The 17,626-nt window shown below is 73.7% G+C and carries 16 protein-coding genes; 11 read left to right on the top strand and 5 right to left on the bottom strand.

Annotated elements, in window-relative coordinates; all coding sequences use genetic code 11:
• Positions 1-94: 94 nt before the first annotated feature.
• Positions 95-412, top strand: a complete 318-nt coding sequence (locus tag ACFCV8_RS29145) for a hypothetical protein (protein ID WP_376688450.1) — start codon at positions 95-97, stop codon at positions 410-412.
• A gap of 41 nt (positions 413-453) precedes the next feature.
• Here ACFCV8_RS29145 and ACFCV8_RS29140 read toward each other — a convergent pair whose 3' ends face one another.
• From ACFCV8_RS29140 to ACFCV8_RS29130, 3 genes are all read right to left on the bottom strand, one after another.
• Positions 454-1,347 carry a hypothetical protein gene (locus ACFCV8_RS29140; RefSeq protein WP_376688449.1) on the bottom strand — a complete coding sequence of 298 codons (894 nt, stop codon included), beginning with the start codon at positions 1,345-1,347 and terminating at the stop codon, positions 454-456.
• Positions 1,348-1,569: 222 nt separating this feature from the next.
• A complete protein-coding gene (locus ACFCV8_RS29135; protein ID WP_376688448.1) occupies positions 1,570-2,790 on the bottom strand; it encodes an acetyl-CoA C-acetyltransferase in 1,221 nt (406 codons plus the stop codon).
• Between the two features lie 200 nt (positions 2,791-2,990).
• Positions 2,991-4,178, bottom strand: a complete 1,188-nt coding sequence (locus ACFCV8_RS29130) for a GDSL-type esterase/lipase family protein (protein WP_376688454.1) — start codon at positions 4,176-4,178, stop codon at positions 2,991-2,993.
• Between the two features lie 166 nt (positions 4,179-4,344).
• Between ACFCV8_RS29130 and ACFCV8_RS29125 the strand changes: the two genes are divergently transcribed.
• Positions 4,345-5,751, top strand: coding sequence for a cystathionine beta-synthase (locus ACFCV8_RS29125; protein ID WP_376688447.1), 1,407 nt, complete (start codon positions 4,345-4,347; stop codon positions 5,749-5,751).
• A 386-nt stretch (positions 5,752-6,137) separates the two neighbouring features.
• On the opposite strand, the gene ACFCV8_RS29120 is transcribed toward ACFCV8_RS29125, so the two are convergent.
• On the bottom strand, positions 6,138-6,548 hold the full coding sequence (locus tag ACFCV8_RS29120; RefSeq protein ID WP_376688446.1) for a hypothetical protein: 411 nt from the start codon (positions 6,546-6,548) through the stop codon (positions 6,138-6,140).
• Positions 6,549-6,753: 205 nt separating this feature from the next.
• On the opposite strand from ACFCV8_RS29120, the gene ACFCV8_RS29115 reads away from it, so the two are divergent.
• The 6 genes from ACFCV8_RS29115 to ACFCV8_RS29090 all read left to right on the top strand — a co-directional run bounded on the left by ACFCV8_RS29115 (position 6,754) and on the right by ACFCV8_RS29090 (position 12,332).
• Positions 6,754-7,272 carry a SigE family RNA polymerase sigma factor gene (locus ACFCV8_RS29115; RefSeq protein ID WP_376688445.1) on the top strand — a complete coding sequence of 173 codons (519 nt, stop codon included), beginning with the start codon at positions 6,754-6,756 and terminating at the stop codon, positions 7,270-7,272.
• Positions 7,265-8,002 (top strand): hypothetical protein, encoded by a 738-nt coding sequence (locus ACFCV8_RS29110; RefSeq protein ID WP_376688444.1) that lies wholly within the window; start codon positions 7,265-7,267, stop codon positions 8,000-8,002. The genes ACFCV8_RS29115 and ACFCV8_RS29110 overlap by 8 nt, the downstream gene beginning before the upstream one ends.
• Positions 8,003-8,358: 356 nt before the next feature.
• Positions 8,359-9,819 (top strand): hypothetical protein, encoded by a 1,461-nt coding sequence (locus tag ACFCV8_RS29105; RefSeq protein WP_376688443.1) that lies wholly within the window; start codon positions 8,359-8,361, stop codon positions 9,817-9,819.
• A gap of 283 nt (positions 9,820-10,102) precedes the next feature.
• Positions 10,103-10,921: a MurR/RpiR family transcriptional regulator gene (locus tag ACFCV8_RS29100; protein ID WP_376688453.1), complete on the top strand. Its 819-nt coding sequence runs from the start codon at positions 10,103-10,105 to the stop codon at positions 10,919-10,921.
• A 121-nt stretch (positions 10,922-11,042) separates the two neighbouring features.
• On the top strand, positions 11,043-11,654 hold the full coding sequence (locus ACFCV8_RS29095; protein WP_376688442.1) for a hypothetical protein: 612 nt from the start codon (positions 11,043-11,045) through the stop codon (positions 11,652-11,654).
• A 111-nt stretch (positions 11,655-11,765) separates the two neighbouring features.
• The gene (locus tag ACFCV8_RS29090; protein WP_376688441.1) at positions 11,766-12,332 is read left to right on the top strand and encodes a hypothetical protein; all 567 of its coding nucleotides are present in this window, start codon (positions 11,766-11,768) and stop codon (positions 12,330-12,332) included.
• Positions 12,333-12,339: 7 nt separating this feature from the next.
• Here ACFCV8_RS29090 and ACFCV8_RS29085 read toward each other — a convergent pair whose 3' ends face one another.
• The gene (locus ACFCV8_RS29085; RefSeq protein WP_376688440.1) at positions 12,340-12,876 is read right to left on the bottom strand and encodes a roadblock/LC7 domain-containing protein; all 537 of its coding nucleotides are present in this window, start codon (positions 12,874-12,876) and stop codon (positions 12,340-12,342) included.
• 324 nt (positions 12,877-13,200) lie between these two features.
• On the opposite strand from ACFCV8_RS29085, the gene hutU reads away from it, so the two are divergent.
• The 3 genes from hutU to ACFCV8_RS29070 all read left to right on the top strand — a co-directional run.
• Positions 13,201-14,862: a urocanate hydratase gene (gene hutU / locus ACFCV8_RS29080; protein ID WP_376688439.1), complete on the top strand. Its 1,662-nt coding sequence runs from the start codon at positions 13,201-13,203 to the stop codon at positions 14,860-14,862.
• 80 nt (positions 14,863-14,942) lie between these two features.
• Positions 14,943-16,157 carry an allantoate amidohydrolase gene (locus ACFCV8_RS29075; RefSeq protein ID WP_376688452.1) on the top strand — a complete coding sequence of 405 codons (1,215 nt, stop codon included), beginning with the start codon at positions 14,943-14,945 and terminating at the stop codon, positions 16,155-16,157.
• 134 nt (positions 16,158-16,291) lie between these two features.
• Positions 16,292-17,626: formimidoylglutamate deiminase (locus tag ACFCV8_RS29070; protein WP_376688451.1), on the top strand; the 1,335-nt coding region annotated here is incomplete at its 3' end.

Below are 17,626 nucleotides of genomic sequence, written 5' to 3'. Positions count from 1 at the left end.
CAGGCACCGCCTGCGGGCCGTTCCCGCTTTTCCGGCCCCACCGGCCGGGCGGGTGCGTTGGCCAGGGGCCGGGCGGGGCGCGTAGGGTCGCCGGGTGCTCGATACGACCCCGCTGATCATCGCCGTCGACCGGTTCGCCGACCGGCTGCGTTCCGCCCCGCAGAGCCGCCTGCAGCGCGGTGCCGCCGCCGAGGGGCTGGCCGCGGCCCGGGAGCTGGCGCGGCGCGCCCAGCGGATCGAGGCGCCGGACCGGGAGCCGTACGAGATGCCGGACGCCGGGTTCTTCACGGTCGGCGACCAGCTCGCCGTGGCCGGGCGCGATCTGGCCCTGGCACTGGAAACGGCCCCGTCGGCGGAGCTGGACGAGGCCGTGCACTGGGTGAACGAGGCCGCCGCGCGCGCGTTCGCGTAGCGGCGGGGCGAAGAGGGGGCGGCGCCGGGGCGCGCCGCGCCTCAGAACGAGGCGATGACGCGGTCGGCGAGGATGTAGACGTTCTCCTGGCCGCAGGAGAACGTCAGGGCGTACGCACCGGAGACGCCGGAGCCGCCCAGCAGCACCGGGTGCTCACCGGCGAGCAGCGAATCGGCCAGCTGCTCGGCCGTCTCGCGGTGGCCGGGGGTCATGCACAGCGTGGTGCCGTCGGCGAAGACGTAGACGTCGAGCGTGCCGAGCGGGCCGGGGCGCACATCGGCGAGCTCCGTACGGTTCTCGGCCAGCTCCTCCAGGCGGCGCACGGTGCGCTCGTGGTCCGTGACGACCGGGGTGCGCACCGGCACGAAGTCGGGGTGCGAGGGGTGCCTGCGGCGGGCGGCGGCCAGCTCCGGGGAGTCCTCGGCGACCTCCGCCGCACCGGGCAGCTCGGACAGTCCGGGCAGCTCGGGCAGCTCGGAGAACTCCGCGGCCGCGGCCAGCTCCGCCAGCTCGTCGAGGGCCTCGGCGGTCTCGGCGTCGACCGCGTCGAAGCCCACGAGGTCGGCCTGACGGGGCAGGAAGAACGCGGCGTCCTCGCCCGCTCCGGTCAGCCCGCCCAGCAGGGAGGGGGCGTCGGTGGCGTCGCGCGCCTCCTGGGTGGCCCAGAAGGCGCGGGCCTCGGCCAGCTCCCGCTCCCGCTCCTCGGCCAGTGCCTCGGCGACGGCCGCGCGTATCTCGGCGACGGGGGCGGCATGGCAGCCGCGGTTCTGCGCGGGCACGGTGCCACCGCGCGTACCCGCCTGCTCGGCGAGCTCCGTACGGAGGGCCTTCACCTGTCCCCGCAGTCCGTGAGCGGCATGCAGAGCGGCGGCGCCCACGGCCGTGGCGGCGGCGGTGGTCAGCAACAGGGCAAGAGACAGGACGCTCACTGACATACTCCCGGTTTCAATCGATCCCCCGACGTTCCTACCTCAGCTTGTGCCCCCACCGCGCCCGGTGTCAGTGCATTACGTCACGAATTGGACAGGTCTTTGGGCCTGGGGTTTAACCCCAGTGTGGCCGTGACCTGGGCATATACGTCTCCCCCAGGACGAAGGTCACATCCTGGGGGAGATTCGGTCACGTTCGGAACTCGGCCGGGACCGGCCCGAACCGGATCAGCTGAGCCGCTCGATGACCATCGCCATGCCCTGGCCGCCGCCCACGCACATGGTCTCCAGACCGAACTGCTTGTCGTGGAACTGGAGGCTGTTGATCAGCGTGGTGGTGATCCGGGCGCCGGTCATGCCGAAGGGGTGGCCGACGGCGATGGCGCCGCCGTTGACGTTGACCTTCTCCAGCGGCAGGCCGAGGTCGCGGTAGGAGGGGATCACCTGGGCGGCGAACGCCTCGTTGATCTCGGCCAGGTCGATGTCGTCGATGGTCAGCCCGGCCCGCTTCAGCGCCTGCTTGCTGGCCTCGACCGGCCCGTACCCCATGATCTCGGGGGAGAGGCCGCTGACGCCGGTCGAGACGATCCGGGCCAGCGGGGTCAGGCCCAGCTCGCGGGCCTTGGTGTCGGACATGATCACGAGCGCGGCGGCGCCGTCGTTGAGCGGGCAGCAGTTGCCCGCGGTGACCAGGCCGTCCGGGCGGAACACCGGCTTCAGCCCCTGCACGCCCTCCAGCGTGACGCCCGCGCGCGGACCGTCGTCCTTCGAGACGACCGTGCCGTCCGGAGTGGTCACCGGGGTGATCTCGCGCTCCCAGAAGCCCTTCTTCAGGGCCTCCTCGGCGAGGTTCTGCGAGCGGACGCCGAACTCGTCCATGTCCTGGCGGGTGACGCCCTTGAACCGGGCCAGGTTCTCCGCGGTCTGCCCCATCGCGATGTACGCGTCCGGCACCAGGCCGTCCTCGCGCGGGTCGTGCCAGCCCTCGCCGCCCTTCTCCGCGCGGGCCGCGGTGCGGGCCTCGGCGTCGGCGAACAGCGGGTTGTGCGTGTCCGGCAGGCTGTCGGAGTTGCCCTTGGTGAAGCGGGACACCATCTCGACACCGGCCGAGACGAAGACGTCGCCCTCCCCGGCCTTGATGGCGTGCAGCGCCATCCGGCTGGTCTGGAGCGAGGACGAGCAGTAGCGGGTGACCGTGCAGCCGGGGAGGTGGTCCATCCCCATCCGCACCGCGATGATGCGGCCCAGGTTGTTGCCCTGCTCGCCGCCGGGGAGGCCGCAGCCGAGCATCAGGTCGTCGATGTCCCTCGGGTCCAGCTCCGGGACCTTGGCCAGCGCGGTCTGGATGATCATGGCGGTCAGGTCGTCCGCACGCAGGTCCTTCAGCGAGCCCTTGAAGGCCCGGCCGATCGGGGAACGGGCGGCAGAGACGATCACGGCTTCGGGCATCACGCGGCTCCATGAGGGCTGGAAGGCGGGTTCTGACGGGTCATGCTGACGTGCTCGCGTACGCGGTGGTGACGTACGGCCGCACTGGCGTGGCGACGTACTGACGTGCTGTGGCAGGTACTCCCTGGGAAGTTACCTGTACGTACGGCGCGGGTCACCGGGGAGCGCGTGTGACGCCGACCTCTTTTCTAAGCGCTCGCTCAGTCGAGGGGGCGGGCGACCTCCGGGGGTGCTTCCGTGCCGTCCTCGGGGGGTGCTTCCGCGCGGGCCTCGGGGGGTGTTTCCGCGCGGGCCTCGGGGGGTGCTCCCGTACGGGTCTCCGGGGGTGTTTCCGCGCGGGTCTCGGGGGGTGTTTCCGCGCCGGGTCCCGGGGGTGCTTCCGCGCGGGTCTTTGGGGGTGCTTCCGTGCCGGGCTCCGGGTGCGGGGCGGGCTCTGTGGTGGCGGGCAGGCGCCGCCGCCTGCGGTGCTTGAGCAGCGCCCAGGGCGCCCGGGCCCCCGTGACCTCCGTACCGGCCTCCCGGGCCGCCTGGGAAGCCGCCTCGGCCACCGGCAGCATGTCCTCGCGCCGGGCCCCGTCCAGCCGGTCGGTCTCCGGCCACAGCCCCAGGGCCGCGCAGAGCGTCGGCAGCACGGCCATCGCCGCCGTGGCGTACCCCTCCGCCGACGGGTGGTAGTTGTCCGGACCGAACAGCTCCCGAGGGTTGGCCTCGAACTCCGGCCCGAGCAGATCGCCCAGCGACACCGTGCGCCCGCCCTGCTCCACCGAGCCGATCGTCTGCGCCGCGGCCAGCTGCCGGCTCACCCGCCGGGCCAGCCAGCGCAGCGGCTGGTAGACCGGCTCGATCGTGCCCAGATCCGGGCAGGTGCCGACGACCACCTCCGCCCCCGCCGTCCGCAGCCTGCGCACGGCGGTGGTCAGGCAGCGCACCGACTGGGTGGCGGGGATGCGGTGCGTCACGTCGTTCGCGCCGATCATGATCACGCAGACGTCCGGGACCCCGGCGGCCTCGGAGAGCAGCAGCGAGACCTGCCGTTCCAGATCGTCCGACCGGGCCCCCGGCTGCCCCACGTTGCGCAGGTCCACCGGCCGCTCGGACACCGCCGCCAGCCCCGAGGCGAGCAGCGCCCCCGGGGTCTGCCCGGCCCGCCGCACCCCCTGCCCGACCGCCGTCGAGTCACCCAGCAACCCCAGCCGCAGGGGCTGCGCGGGACCGGCGAACGCCACCCCGTACCGCCCGTCCGCGCTCGGTGGGACCGGTGCGATTCCGCCGCCCACCTGCCGCTTCGCCAGATGGACCTCCGCCAGCAGTACGCCGACGGCCGCGGCGCCGAGCAGTCCGATGCTGCCTCCGCCGTAGGCCGCGCCCGCCGCGATCCGCCGTGCCACTCGTGCTCTTGACACCGTCCGGTCCACCTCCTCGTCGCCGTACCCCGTACATACAGCTAACTGCCCCGTGCGGACCGTTCCTCAATCGCCTGCCCGATCGCTTCGCCCGATCCCACGCCTGTGCGCATACGCTTGCCGGACCATTACGGAGACCCCGGAGTAGACGGTGCAATTCCACGATTCGATGATCAGTCTCGTCGGCAACACCCCGCTGGTGCGGCTGCGCAATGTCACGGCCGGTATCCAGGCAACAGTCCTGGCCAAGGTCGAGTACTTCAACCCCGGAGGCTCGGTCAAGGACCGGATCGCCCTGCGCATGATCGAGGCCGCCGAGCAGAGCGGCGAGCTGAAGCCGGGCGGCACCATCGTCGAGCCGACCAGTGGCAACACCGGCGTCGGCCTGGCGATCGTCGCCCAGCAGAAGGGGTACAAGTGCATCTTCGTCTGCCCGGACAAGGTGTCCACGGACAAGATCAATGTGCTGCGGGCCTACGGCGCCGAGGTCGTCGTCTGCCCGACGGCCGTCGACCCCGAGCACCCCGACTCGTACTACAACGTCTCCGACCGGCTGGTCCGTGAGACGCCCGGAGCCTGGAAGCCCGACCAGTACTCCAACCCCAACAACCCGCGTTCCCACTACGAGACCACCGGTCCCGAGCTGTGGGAGCAGACGGAGGGGAAGATCACGCACTTCGTCGCGGGCGTCGGCACCGGCGGCACGATCAGCGGCACCGGACGCTACCTGAAGGAGGTCAGCGGCGGTGCGGTGAAGGTGATCGGCGCGGACCCGGAGGGCTCGGTGTACTCCGGCGGCTCCGGGCGCCCGTACCTCGTCGAGGGGGTCGGCGAGGACTTCTGGCCGAGTGCCTACGACCGTACGGTCACGGACGAGATCGTCGCCGTGTCGGACAAGGACTCCTTCCAGATGACCCGCCGCCTCGCCAAGGAGGAGGGCCTGCTGGTCGGGGGCTCCTGCGGGATGGCGGTGGTCGGCGCGCTGGAGGTCGCCAGGCGGCTCGGCCCGGACGACGTCGTCGTCGTCCTGCTGCCGGACAGCGGGCGCGGCTACCTCAGCAAGATCTTCAACGACGAGTGGATGGCCGACTACGGGTTCCTGGAGGACGCGGGCCCCTCGGCCCGGGTCGGGGACGTGCTCGACCACAAGGAGGGCCCGATCCCCACGCTCGTCCACATGCACCCCGAGGAGACCGTCGGCGAGGCGATCGACGTGCTGCGCGAGTACGGGGTCTCCCAGATGCCGATCGTGAAGCCGGGGGCCGGACACCCGGACGTGATGGCCGCCGAGGTCATCGGTTCGGTGGTGGAGCGGGAGCTGCTGAACGCGCTGTTCGCCCAGCGCGCCTCGCTCTCCGACCCGCTGGAGAAGCACATGTCGCCGCCGCTGCCGCAGGTCGGCTCCGGCGAGCCGGTCGAGGACCTGATGGCGGCGCTCGGCGGCACGGCGGACGCGGCGATCGTGCTGGTGGAGGGCAAGCCGAAGGGCGTGGTCAGCCGCCAGGACCTGCTGGCCTTCCTCGCGAAGGAGGCGTCGACGGGCAAGGCGTCGTCGTAGTACCGCCCGGGCCCGGGCGCCGCGGGGCGGACGGGCCGCTGCCGTGGACCCGGGCCCGCGCCGCGCGCCCCGGCCGCCGCCGCGGGCCCGGCTTCGCGAAAAAGGTACGAGCACGACACATGCGCGCAGCACCGGCTTAACACGGGTCCGGCAGATTGGCGGGTGTCGGCGGGGAAGCCCGCCGGCCACCGGAACGGCGACACGGACTACGGAGCGGCTCCCGGACCTCCACCGTCGCCAGGACGCGGTCACCGGCCCTGACCCGGCCCGCGTCCGCCGCGGGGACCGCCGTCGTCCCGCCCCCTGGGGTTTCCCGGGGGTGCGTCGGTCCCCGCGGCGGTTCTCGGCCCGCACTCGGCCCGCACTCGGCCCGTGCTCCTGCGCGCTCAGTCCTCCCAGTCGGATTCCGCCCGGCGCGCTGCCCCGGGGCGGTTGCGGAGCGCGTGCACCGCGTTGACCGCGACGATCCCGAGCCAGGCGACGATCAGCCCCCCGGTGCGGGCGGTCGAGGCGCCGATGGCCGACAGCGGGACGGCCAGGACCAGCGAGACGACCCCGAAGCCGTGGCGCTCGGCGAAACCCGGCAGGTGGCGCGGATGGCGCTCGTACCGGGCCACGTTCACCCGCTGCTCGGCGAGATGACGCCGGACGTGGCGGTCGAGCGTACGGTCCATCCGCTGGTCGACCTTCTCCAGGAAGGACTCCACGAGGGCGGGCTCGTACTCCGGACCCAGCTCTTTACGGGCCTGCAGGGCGGCGTCGAGCTCGCTCCTGAGCTCGGGGTCTCCGGATTTCATGCCCCACACGCTAGGAGCCGCCGGCCCCGTGCGCAGTGGGGCTGTCCCCCCTCTTTCCCGGGGGGAACACCTCACGGGGGGCGGCGGCCGGAACCCGGGAAAGTCGTCCGTAACATCCGCCCCCGCCGGTGCGTGTATCCGGTGAGAGCAGTTCATGAGAACAGCTCCCGGGGACAGTCCCCGGGTGGGGGACGGACGGAGGACGATGCTCACGGGGGCCGAGGATTTCGACGCGTTCTACACGGCCACCGCCAAGAGGCTGGTCGCCACCGTCTACGCGACGACCGGCGATCTGGCGGAGGCGGAGGACGCGGTGCAGGAGGCGTACGTACGGGCATGGCAGCGCTGGGACCGCCTGGTGCGCGAGGGCGACCCGCTGCCCTGGGTGCGCACGGTGGCGGTCCGGCTGGCGATCAGCACCTGGCGCAGGACACGCAACCGGGTGCGCGCCCACTTCCGGCACGGTCCGCCCGCGGACGTGCCCGGCCTCTCGGCGGACCGGGTGGCGCCGCTGGACGCGCTCGGCGAACTGACCGCCGAGCAGCGCCGGGCCGTGGTCCTGCACCACCTGCTGGACCTCCCGGTGGAGGAAGTGGCGCGGGAGACAGGAGTGTCCAACGGTGCGGTACGGACCCGGCTCCACCGGGCCCGCAAGGTGCTCGGCGAGCGGCTGGCCGACCCCCTTGTCATCAACGGGCGAGTAAGGAGCGCGGACCATGGCTGAGGTCGAGGAGCTGCTGGACGGTGTCGTGGTGCGGCTGCCCGACGCCGGGGAGATCCGGCGGCGGGGGCAGCGGCGCCGGGCGCGCCGCAGGGCGGGCGTGGCGGCGCTGTGCACGGCCGCGCTGCTGGCCGGCGGGGCGTGGGTCCTGCTGCCGGACGGTGCGGGCCGGCAGCACGAGCGCGGGGGCCAGGTGGCCGTCGCGCCGGACAACCCGTTCCTCGTGAACGGCGTGGTCCGGACCCTGCCCCCCGGGGAGGTGCCGCTGAACGACACCTGGCACTGGAAGCAGAACGAGGGGCGGTCCGTCGACTCCGACAGCCGCGGAGACCTCCTGAACTGGGCTGGGATCAGCGAGTTCTGCCCTGCCGAGGCGCAGAGGACGCGCCCGGTCAGCAGCGCCGGCTACACGGTGGAGTACCGGGGCGTGCGCAAGGCCGTGGCCCGGCAGTGCATCGTCGAGTACGACGACGGGGCCACCGCCCGGCAGGAGTTGCTGTCGGTGCTCACCGGACTGGAGGCGAACGGCCTGAGCCGCGTGCCGGTGGCGTCGACGGAGGTACCGAAGAGCGATCCGGACCGCGTGCCGGAGGGCGTGCCGGACGAGTGGGGGGACAAGGAGGGGACCATGGCCTGGGCCGGGAAGGTGCCGGGCGGCCACACACTGCGGGTCTTCACACAGCGGTGGAAGTCCTGGGTCTCGGTCGTCGAGATCGTGGACGGCGATTCCTGAGAGGCGGGAGGGGCCGTCGGGAACGGGGGCGCAGGGCGTCCGGCCGGCCGCCGTGAACCGGCTGAGCAGCCTCCACCGCCGGCGGGCATCGACCGCGGCGGGCATGTCCTGGCCGGAAGCGGTCAGGACATTGCCCGGGAAGTCGGTTGATCAAGGTGTGGTGCCCGGTGGAATCTGTAGGTACTGCTGACGAAAACGCTTCATATGTCAGTGCTTACCGGGCCGTTGGCATCGATGAGGTCGCGCCCGACCCCCTGTGTGCTCGTGGCGGAGGGTCCCGCGGAAGCCCCGCGGCACCTGCTGGAGGTCACCGAGGTGTGCCGGGCGGCGGCGGCGCCTCGGACGGAGGAGGCACCATGAGTGACGCGAGGCTGATCACCGGAGGTGGGGCGAGCGTCGGCGCGGCCGCGCGTGCGCCGTGGCAGGCACTCGGCAAGCACGCGGGCGGAACACCGATTCCCAGCCAGGACGGCGGCGCCGTCGGAGTCGGCGTGATCCTCTTCCTGACCGTCCTGGAAGTCGTGCTGGTCGACCTCATGCTGTCCGCGCCGTGGGCCCGCGTGGTGGCGCTGGTCGCCGGGCTCGCCGCCGGGTATCTGATGACGGGCTTCGCGATCGCGCTGAGCGCCTACCCGCACCGCGTGGCGTACGGGGCGTTCACCGTCTCCTACGGCGCCTCCTTCCACGCCCGGGTGCCGTTGAGCCTCATCAGTGACGTGGCGGTGCGGCGCTCGCTCTCCGACCAGCAGCGCACGGCCGTGATCAAGGAAGGCGTCCTGTCGGTCCCGGTCATGTCCACCACGAACCTGGTGCTGACCCTGCGGGAGCCGGTACGGGTCGAAGCGGGCAGGACCGTCGGTGAGGTCCGGGAGATCCGCATCCACGCGAAGGATCCCGGCGACGCTCTGATCTCGCTCCGCGACGCCCTGGAGGGCACGGTGCGGGAGGAGGCCGCCGGGCCCGCGGCCAAGCCCTCGGTCAAGGCCCCCGGCGAGGTGCCGACGTGGCTGCGCCGACTGCGCTGGGCCGGGCTCCTCGTGCTGCTGGTCGAGATCCTGCTGGTGACGACGGGGCTGCTGGACTGGCGCATCGCCGCCGGCGTCCTCGTCGTCACCGAAGGCACCCTGTCCGTGCTGGGGCTGGTGTTCGGCGCCGCGTTCATCAGCCAGTACCGCAAGCTCCGCCGTACCGGCCGGGGACGGCGGGCGGCCCTCGGCGAGGCGTTCTACTCCCTGGTGCCGCCCCCGATCGCCGAGATGGTGCGTCACGAGGTTTCCGTATGGGGGATCCTCGCCCTGGCCGTCACCTTCCGCACCCAGGCCCGGCCCGGCGACCGGCGCCTGGGACGGGTCGGCTTCGTCCGGCAGGCGGGTGTCCTGGCGGCCGTGCTGGTGGCGGGCGGAGTCTCGCTGCCGGTTCTGGCGGGGGTGAGCCCGTTCACCGTCGTCGGGACCGTCGTCCTGCTGTACGCGGCCGCCGCGGCCACCGCCTTCGCGACGGCCGGACGGGTGCGGCCGCACACCTTGGGCCGGGAGGACGTCGTCCTGCGGTGGGGCCTGCACCACAGCGTGCGCATCCCCCTCGCAGGCATCAGCCGCGTCGAAGTCGCGGGGCAGCCCGGCCCCGGGGCGGACGAGGACCGTTTCACGGTGCCCGGCCGGGAACCGGGCGTCCTGGCGCTCCACCTCGAAGAACCCGTCGAGGCTCCCGTCCGGATGGGCGTACTGCGGCCGGTCACCAGCGTCCTGGTGCCCCTGGCCGACGCCGGGGCCGCCCTCGCCCTCGTCGAGGGCCGTCACGGCGAGGAGGCACGGTGAACGCGCTTGTTCCGGCAGGCGGGTCCGGCGCCGCGGCTGCGTGTCCGGGCACATCGGGCTCGCGGCCCTGAGGGGCACGCTCCCGTTCCGGCCTTCCGTTCCCGGCGGCAGTATGCCCACAAGGCGCCGGGGCTCCGGCTGCATATGGACATGCAGATGCCATCCTGACTGAATGGATGTGTCGGCGCCGGATCGTCCGGATCGGGTGCGCCGGATCGACGGATCGACGGGTCCACGGACCGACCGAGGGGACAGCATGAGCGGGAGCGGCCCGGCCGCGCGGTTGCAGCGGCTCTTCGAGGGGCACCGGCTCACCCCCACCCAGCGCCGCATCGCGCACTCGATGGTGCGCAGGGCCGGGGACGTGCCGTTCCTGTCGAGCGTGGAGCTGGCCGAGCTCGCCGGGGTCAGCCAGCCGTCCGTCACCCGGTTCGCCGTGGCGCTCGGCTTCGACGGCTATCCGGCGCTCCGCAGGCACCTGCGGGAGATCGCCCCCGCCGGGGCCGCACCGGGCGAGGGGGACGACACGTCCAACGAGTACCAGCAGGCGGTGCTCGGCGAGATCGAGAACCTCCGGCACCTGGCCGAACTGCTCGCCGACCCCGGGCCCGTCGAGCGTGCGGGCGCACTGCTGGCGGCCTCGCGCCCGCTGCTGGTGCTCGGGCTGCGGGCGGCCTCCTCGCAGGCGCGCGGCTTCGGGTACTTCGCGGCCAAGGTCCACCCCGACGTCCGGGTGCTCGACGAGGGCGGCAGCATGCTCCAGGACCGGATCGACGCGGCCCGGCGCGCGGGCGCCACCGCGCTGATCTGCTTCGCGCTGCCCCGGCACCCGAAGGAGGTCGTGGACGCCCTCGCGTACGCCCGGGCGCAGGGGCTGACCGTGGTGTCGGTCGCGGACTCCGCCTTCGCGCCCGTCGCCCGCCACAGCGACCTGCTGATCCCGGCCGCCGTCGGCACCGGGCTCGCCTTCGACACCGCGTGCGCCCCCATGCTGCTGGGCCGGGTCCTGCTGGAGGCGATGTGCGACGCGCTGCCGGGCGCCCAGGCGAGGCTGGAGGAGTTCGACGCGCGCGCGGCGGCGCGGGGACTGTTCGTCGAGTGAGACCGCCGCCGGGTGCGACGGTCCCGGTGAACGCCCGGGCGCAGGGCACGTACCACCGGCGCACCACCCGGCGGGCACGGGTGGTGCGCCGGGCGCGTACCCGGTCCTGGAGAATCGGTCCATGCTCGAACTGCTGCCGGGGATCGGTGTGGGACTGCCGGGCGGAGCCGGGACGCTCCGGTTCGGGACGGGGCCCGAGGAGGCCGCGGCCCTGCTGGAGGCGGCCGCGCCGCGGACGTACCTGGGGTTGCAGTGCGGCTCGTTGACGCTCCGGGAGTACTCCGAACCGCGCCACGCCCATGACGCCTGGTTCTGCGGCTACCTCCACCAGCCGGGCTGGAACGTGGTCGCCGTCTTCGGCGCACTGCAGGTGACCCTGGACGGCGGGGGACCGGGCGCGCCGGACCGGCTCGCGGGGATCAGGGTCACGGTGGGGAAGTCCGCGGCCGGTGCGCCGGACGCGGCGGTGGTGTGGGACGGCGTCGACCTGTTCGGACACCCCTCCGAGGAGGTCCTCTCCGTACTCCCGGAACCGGTCCGGCCGCCCGAGGCGCGCGGGTGGGCGGCCGTGCCGGGGCTCTCGCTCCGGCTGGGCGGGGAGCACGTTCCGGCCGGGGAGCCGTGGCACGACCTCGTCCTCAACGGGGACGCGCACGGCGGGTGGGAGCGCTGCTGCCGGGGGCGCTTCGGCTGCCTGAACGGTGGAAACGGCCTGGTCGGGCTCATGCTCTGACCGCCGTGCGGGCTCCTTCCCGTTTCTCAGACGCCGCTCATCTGCGCCCACTAGCCTCCGCCCGGAGCCGCTCGCGAGGAGCCGGGCGGCCGAGCGGGAAGGGGTACGGAGATGGGGCGCGGGGCGCAGTCGTTGGCGAGGGTGGCCGTGATCGTACGGGCCGGAGCCGCCCCGCTGTGGTGGCTCGGGCTGCTCGCGGCGGGGATCGGTGCACTGGTGCCCGGTTTCACCGGTCGCCGGATCGGGCTGCTGGCCGGGGCCGCGCTGTTCCTGGTCACCGCCGCCGCGGTGGCGCTCGTACGAGGGCGGCGGTACGCGGCACTGGCCGCCGGGGCCACCCGCGCCGGGCGCTCCGACTTCCTCCAGGACCGCGCCGTGACCGTACGCGCCTGGCGGCGCGGCCACCGGTGGTGGCTGCTCGCGGCGTTCCTCCTGGCGGTGGCGAGCGCGTTCCTGCTGCCCGGGGCGGGCGGGATGACGCTGGCCGGGGCGGGCGCCGGACTCTGGCTCAAGGCCGTACGGATCGGGCGGCGCGAGCACACGGACGACGTCCTGTACTGGGTGCGCACCGACTGGACGGAGCGGGGCCGGCCCGCGGGCAAGCGGGTCGCCGGTTACCGGACGACCGGGCCGATGGCCGGGGACGCCGCGCCCGGCGGGGCGCGGCGCACACGCTGATCCCGCGCTACGGCCGGGGCGGGTGCGGCCGGGGAGGCTGTGGGGGCAGCTGCCGGGGGGAGGGCACGGAGGGTGCGGCGGGTGCGGGGCATCCGGAGGGCGCCGGGTAGGCGGTGCGGTGCGTCGGGGCGTCGATCAGGGCGCCGATCCGGGCGGCGGCCCGGCGGCCCTCGGCGCGGAGGCGGTCGATGTCGATCCGGTCCTCGGCGAACAGCGTGAGCACGGCCGAGTCGCCCGCCGCGTACGCGGCCAGGCACCCGGACTCGCCGCGCACGAGGAACTCGCCGAAGCCGCCCCGGTCGGCCGCCTCCGTCATCCGGACCGCGACACCGAGGGCGCTCGCGGTCAGCGCCGCGACCGTGTCGGGCTCTATCTCCGGGGCGTCATGGGCCAGGACGAGACCGTCGGTACCGGCTACCAGGGAGCCGGACACGAGCGGCAGCCCGGTACGTAATCGGCGGAGCTCGGCCAGTACCTCGCGCGGCCCGGACTCGGGCGCCGACGGCTGCTTCGTCCCGGCACGCAGTCTGAGTGCTCGGATCACAGGAACCTCCCATGGGGTACGAACCGGTCCGGGAGGATGCCCGAGGACGAACGACGGGCGAGGGCCCTTCCCGGGACCGGGGTTCGGTGTGACCACGAGGCTACGCATCGTGCACCCTCCTGGTGAGGATTCGGGCAAATTCCACCGGCACATGCACCGGGGCACAGGTGTGCGCCGAGGGCGCGCGATGGAGGTGTCGAGGTGATCCCGTGCGCGGGGCGGACGCGGACACGGCCTCCGTGCGACGGTGCGCGACTGTTGACTACAACTATTCAGGACGCCAGGATGTGAATGGAGAGCTTACAGTCGCGAGGAGGCATCGCCATGTCAGGACCCCGCCCCGTACGGGCACCGCGCGGTACGGAACTGAGTGCCCTGGGATGGCAGCAGGAGGCCGCCCTGCGCATGCTCCAGAACAACCTGGACCCCGAGGTCGCCGAGCACCCCGACAAGCTCGTCGTCTACGGCGGCACCGGCAAGGCGGCCCGCGACTGGCGCTCCTTCGACGCGATGGTGCGCACGCTGCGGACGCTCAAGCAGGACGAGACGATGCTCGTCCAGTCCGGCCGCCCGGTCGGCGTCATGCAGACCCACGAGTGGGCGCCGCGCGTCCTGATCGCCAACTCCAACCTGGTCGGCGACTGGGCGAACTGGGAGGAGTTCCGCCGCCTGGAGGCGCTCGGGCTCACCATGTACGGCCAGATGACCGCCGGCTCATGGATCTACATCGGCACCCAGGGCATCCTCCAGGGCACGTACGAGACCTTCGCCGCCGTCGCCGCGAAGAAGTTCGGCGGCACACTGGCCGGCACGATCACCCTGACCGCCGGGCTCGGCGGCATGGGCGGGGCCCAGCCGCTCGCCGTGACCATGAACGACGGCGTCGCGATCTGCATCGACTGCGACCCGCGCGCCATCGAGCGCCGGATCGAGCACCGCTACCTGGACGTGCGCGCCGACTCCCTGGAGCACGCGCTCCAGCTCGCCACCGAGGCCCGGGACGCCCGCCGCCCGCTCTCCATCGGCCTGCTCGGCAACGCGGCGGAGCTGCTGCCCCGGATGCTCGCCGAGGGCGCCCCGATCGACATCGTCACCGACCAGACCAGCGCACACGACCCGCTGTCGTACCTCCCGCTCGGCGTCGACCTCGACGACATGGCGACGTACGCCGCCAAGGACCCGGCCGGTTTCACCACCCGCGCCCGGGAGTCGATGGCCCGGCACGTCGAGGCGATGGTCGGCTTCATGGACGCCGGGGCCGAGGTCTTCGACTACGGCAACTCCATCCGGGGCGAGGCCCAGCTCGCCGGATACGAGCGGGCGTTCGCCTTCCCCGGCTTCGTTCCCGCCTACATCCGGCCGCTGTTCTGCGAGGGCAGGGGCCCCTTCCGCTGGGCCGCCCTCTCCGGCGAGGCGTCGGACATCCACAAGACCGACCGGGCGATCCTCGACCTCTTCCCGGAGAACGAGTCGCTGCATCGCTGGATCAGGATGGCCGGGGAGCGGGTCCACTTCCAGGGACTGCCCGCCCGGATCTGCTGGCTCGGCTACGGGGAACGCGACCGGGCCGGCGAGCGCTTCAACGACATGGTGGCGAGCGGCGAGCTGGCCGCGCCACTGGCCATCGGCCGCGACCACCTGGACTGCGGCTCCGTGGCCTCCCCGTACCGGGAGACCGAGGCCATGCTCGACGGCTCCGACGCGATCGCCGACTGGCCGCTGCTGAACGCCATGGTCAACGTGGCCTCCGGGGCCTCCTGGGTCTCCCTCCACCACGGCGGCGGCGTCGGCATGGGGCGCTCCATCCACGCCGGACAGGTGACCGTCGCCGACGGTACGAAGCTCGCGGGCGAGAAGATCCGCCGGGTGCTCACCAACGACCCGGGCATGGGCGTCATCCGGCACGTGGACGCCGGGTACGACAGCGCGGAGGCGGTCGCCGCCGACAAGGGCGTACGGGTGCCGATGAAGGAGGACGGCCAGTGAGCCTGCCTCCCGGGACCGGTGCGCCGCCGTCCCGCCGGCCGCCGACCCCGAGCGCCCCGAGCGCCCCGTCGTTCCAGGAGATGTGGCGGGAGCTGCTGCCCATCGGCCGGAACGCGGGCAGCGGCGGCTACCGCCGCTACGCCTGGACCGGCGCCGACGCCGACTGCCGGGCCTGGTTCCGCGCCCAGGCCGAGACGCGCGGGCTCACCTACGAGATGGACCGCAACGGCAACCAGTGGGCCTGGCTCGGCGACCCGCTCGCCCAGGACGCCGTCGTCGCCGGATCGCACCTCGACTCCGTACCGGACGGCGGCGCCTTCGACGGGCCGCTCGGCGTGGTCTCCTCCTTCGCCGCGCTCGACGAACTGCGCCGCAGGGGAGCGGAGTTCGTCCGGCCGCTGGCCATCACCAACTTCGGCGACGAGGAGGGGGCCCGCTTCGGGCTCGCCTGCGTGGGCTCCCGGCTCGCCGCCGGACAGCTGACCGTGGAGGCCGCGCACCGGCTCCGCGACGGCGAGGGCATCACCCTGCCGCAGGCCATGGAGGCGGCCGGGCACGACCCCGGGGCCATCGGCCCGGACCCCGAACGGCTCGCCCGTATCGGAGCGTTCGTCGAACTCCACGTCGAGCAGGGGCGCGCCCTCGACCTCACCGGCGACCCGGTCGGCATCGCCTCCGCGATCTGGCCGCACGGCCGCTGGCGGTTCGACTTCCGGGGCGAGGCCAACCACGCGGGCACCACCCGCCTCGCCGACCGGCGCGACCCGATGCTCACGTACGCCGAGACCGTGCTGGCCGCCCGCCGCGAGGCGGAACTCGCCGGGGCCCTCGCCACCTTCGGCAAGGTCGCCGTCGAGCCCAACGGCGTCAATGCCATCCCGTCCCTCGTGCGCGGCTGGCTCGACTCCCGCGCCCCCGACCAGGCAGCTCTGGACGCCGTCGTCACCGGCGTCGAACGGGCCGCCCGGGAGCACGCCGAACGGGCCGGGATCGACCTGGACGTCGTACGCGAGTCCTTCACGCCCGTCGTCGAGTTCGAGCACGCCCTGCGCGACGAGCTCGGCCGGATCCTCAAGGAACGCGGCGCCGGAACGGACGGCCGCCCCGTCCCCGTCCTGGGCACCGGCGCCGGACATGACGCGGGTATTTTGTCCGCATCGGTCCCCACCGCCATGCTGTTCGTACGGAACCCCACCGGGATCTCGCACTCGCCCGCCGAACACGCGGCCGAGGACGACTGCGCGGCCGGGGTCGCCGCCCTCGCCGACGTACTGGAAGGTCTCGCGTGCAGCTGACAACCCCACCGGCGGCAACCGCACCGACAGCGACCGGACAGTCGGAAACCGGACCGGCGACGGCCCCACCGGCGACGGCCGGGCTGGCGACGGCCGGGCCGGCGGCGACCGGGTCGGCGGTGCCCCGGCCCGCGGTGCGGGAGCGGCCGGCCGGCCGGCCCGCCCCCGTGACGTACTGGCTCTCCCACGCCTGGCTCGGCACCCACGTCGAGCCGGGCGTCGCCCTGGACGTCTCCGACGGGCTGATCGCGGGCGTCCGCACCGGCGTCGCCACCCCGCCGCCCGGTGCCACCGTGCTGCGCGGGCTCACCCTCCCCGGGCTCGCCAACACCCACTCGCACGCCTTCCACCGTGCCCTGCGCTCCACCGTCCAGGTCGGCTCCGGCACCTTCTGGACCTGGCGCGAGACCATGTACCAGGTCGCCTCCCGGCTCACCCCCGACTCCTACTACGACCTGGCCCGCGCCGTGTACGCCGAGATGGCACTGGCCGGCATCACCGCCGTCGGCGAATTCCACTACCTGCACCACGCGCCCGGCGGCACCCCCTACGACAACCCCAACGCCATGGGCGAGGCGCTGATCGCGGCGGCGGCCGAGGCGGGCATCCGGATCACCCTGCTGGACACCGCCTACCTCTCCGCGGGCTTCGGCGACCGCCCCGCCCGGTACCGCGAACCCGACCCGCACCAGCTCCGCTTCTCCGACACCACCGCCGAGGCCTGGGCCGAACGCGCCTCGCTCCTCAAGGGCGGCGACCACGCCCTGATCGGCGCCGCCGTCCACTCCGTACGCGCGGTGCCCGCCGGGCAGCTCGCCACCGTGGCCGCCTGGGCCGAGGAACGCCGCGCCCCCCTCCACGTCCACCTCTCCGAGCAGACCGCGGAGAACGACGCCTGCCTCGCCGCCCACGGCCGCACCCCCACCCGGCTCCTCGCCGACCACGGGGTCCTCGGCCCGCGCACCACCGGCATCCACAACACCCACCTCACCGCCGAGGACATCACGCTCATCGGCTCCACGAGGACGGGCACCTGCATGTGCCCGACCACGGAACGCGACCTCGCCGACGGGACCGGCCCCGCCGTCGCCCTCCAGCGGGCCGGGTCGCCGCTCTCCCTCGGCAGCGACAGCCACGCAGTGATCGACCTCTTCGAGGAGGCGCGCGCGATGGAGCTGAACGAACGCCTGCGCACCCGGGCCCGCGGCCACTGGACGGCCGCCGCCCTGCTGCGCGCCGCGACCGCCGACGGCCACGCGGCACTCGGCCGTCCCGAGGCGGGCACCATCGAACCCGGAGCCCCCGCCGACCTGGCGACCGTCGCCCTCGACTCGGTCAGAACCGCGGGGCCGGTGCCCCGGCTCGCCGCCGAAGCGGCCGTATTCGCCGCCTCCGCGGCCGACGTACGGCACACGGTCGTGGCAGGCCGTCACATCGTCCGCGACGGGCGCCACGCGCTCGTCGCGGAC

It is taken from the genome of Streptomyces sp. NPDC056347 (assembly GCF_042262625.1).
GTDB lineage: Bacteria > Actinomycetota > Actinomycetes > Streptomycetales > Streptomycetaceae > Streptomyces.
The sequence above is the reverse complement of the archived record's forward strand: the minus strand, read 5'-3'. Positions and strand labels throughout refer to the sequence as shown.

Excerpts from the sequence above, each read along its gene's own strand:
- hutU (WP_376688439.1), top strand. The coding sequence starts at position 13,201 with ATGTCAGGACCCCGCCCCGTACGGGCACCGCGCGGTACGGAACTGAGT.
- ACFCV8_RS29115 (WP_376688445.1), top strand. The coding sequence starts at position 6,754 with ATGCTCACGGGGGCCGAGGATTTCGACGCGTTCTACACGGCCACCGCC.
- ACFCV8_RS29075 (WP_376688452.1), top strand. The coding sequence starts at position 14,943 with ATGTGGCGGGAGCTGCTGCCCATCGGCCGGAACGCGGGCAGCGGCGGC.
- ACFCV8_RS29090 (WP_376688441.1), top strand. The coding sequence starts at position 11,766 with ATGGGGCGCGGGGCGCAGTCGTTGGCGAGGGTGGCCGTGATCGTACGG.
- ACFCV8_RS29110 (WP_376688444.1), top strand. The coding sequence starts at position 7,265 with ATGGCTGAGGTCGAGGAGCTGCTGGACGGTGTCGTGGTGCGGCTGCCC.
- ACFCV8_RS29120 (WP_376688446.1), bottom strand. The coding sequence starts at position 6,548 with ATGAAATCCGGAGACCCCGAGCTCAGGAGCGAGCTCGACGCCGCCCTG.
- ACFCV8_RS29095 (WP_376688442.1), top strand. The coding sequence starts at position 11,043 with ATGCTCGAACTGCTGCCGGGGATCGGTGTGGGACTGCCGGGCGGAGCC.
- ACFCV8_RS29135 (WP_376688448.1), bottom strand. The coding sequence starts at position 2,790 with ATGCCCGAAGCCGTGATCGTCTCTGCCGCCCGTTCCCCGATCGGCCGG.
- ACFCV8_RS29140 (WP_376688449.1), bottom strand. The coding sequence starts at position 1,347 with ATGTCAGTGAGCGTCCTGTCTCTTGCCCTGTTGCTGACCACCGCCGCC.
- ACFCV8_RS29105 (WP_376688443.1), top strand. The coding sequence starts at position 8,359 with ATGAGTGACGCGAGGCTGATCACCGGAGGTGGGGCGAGCGTCGGCGCG.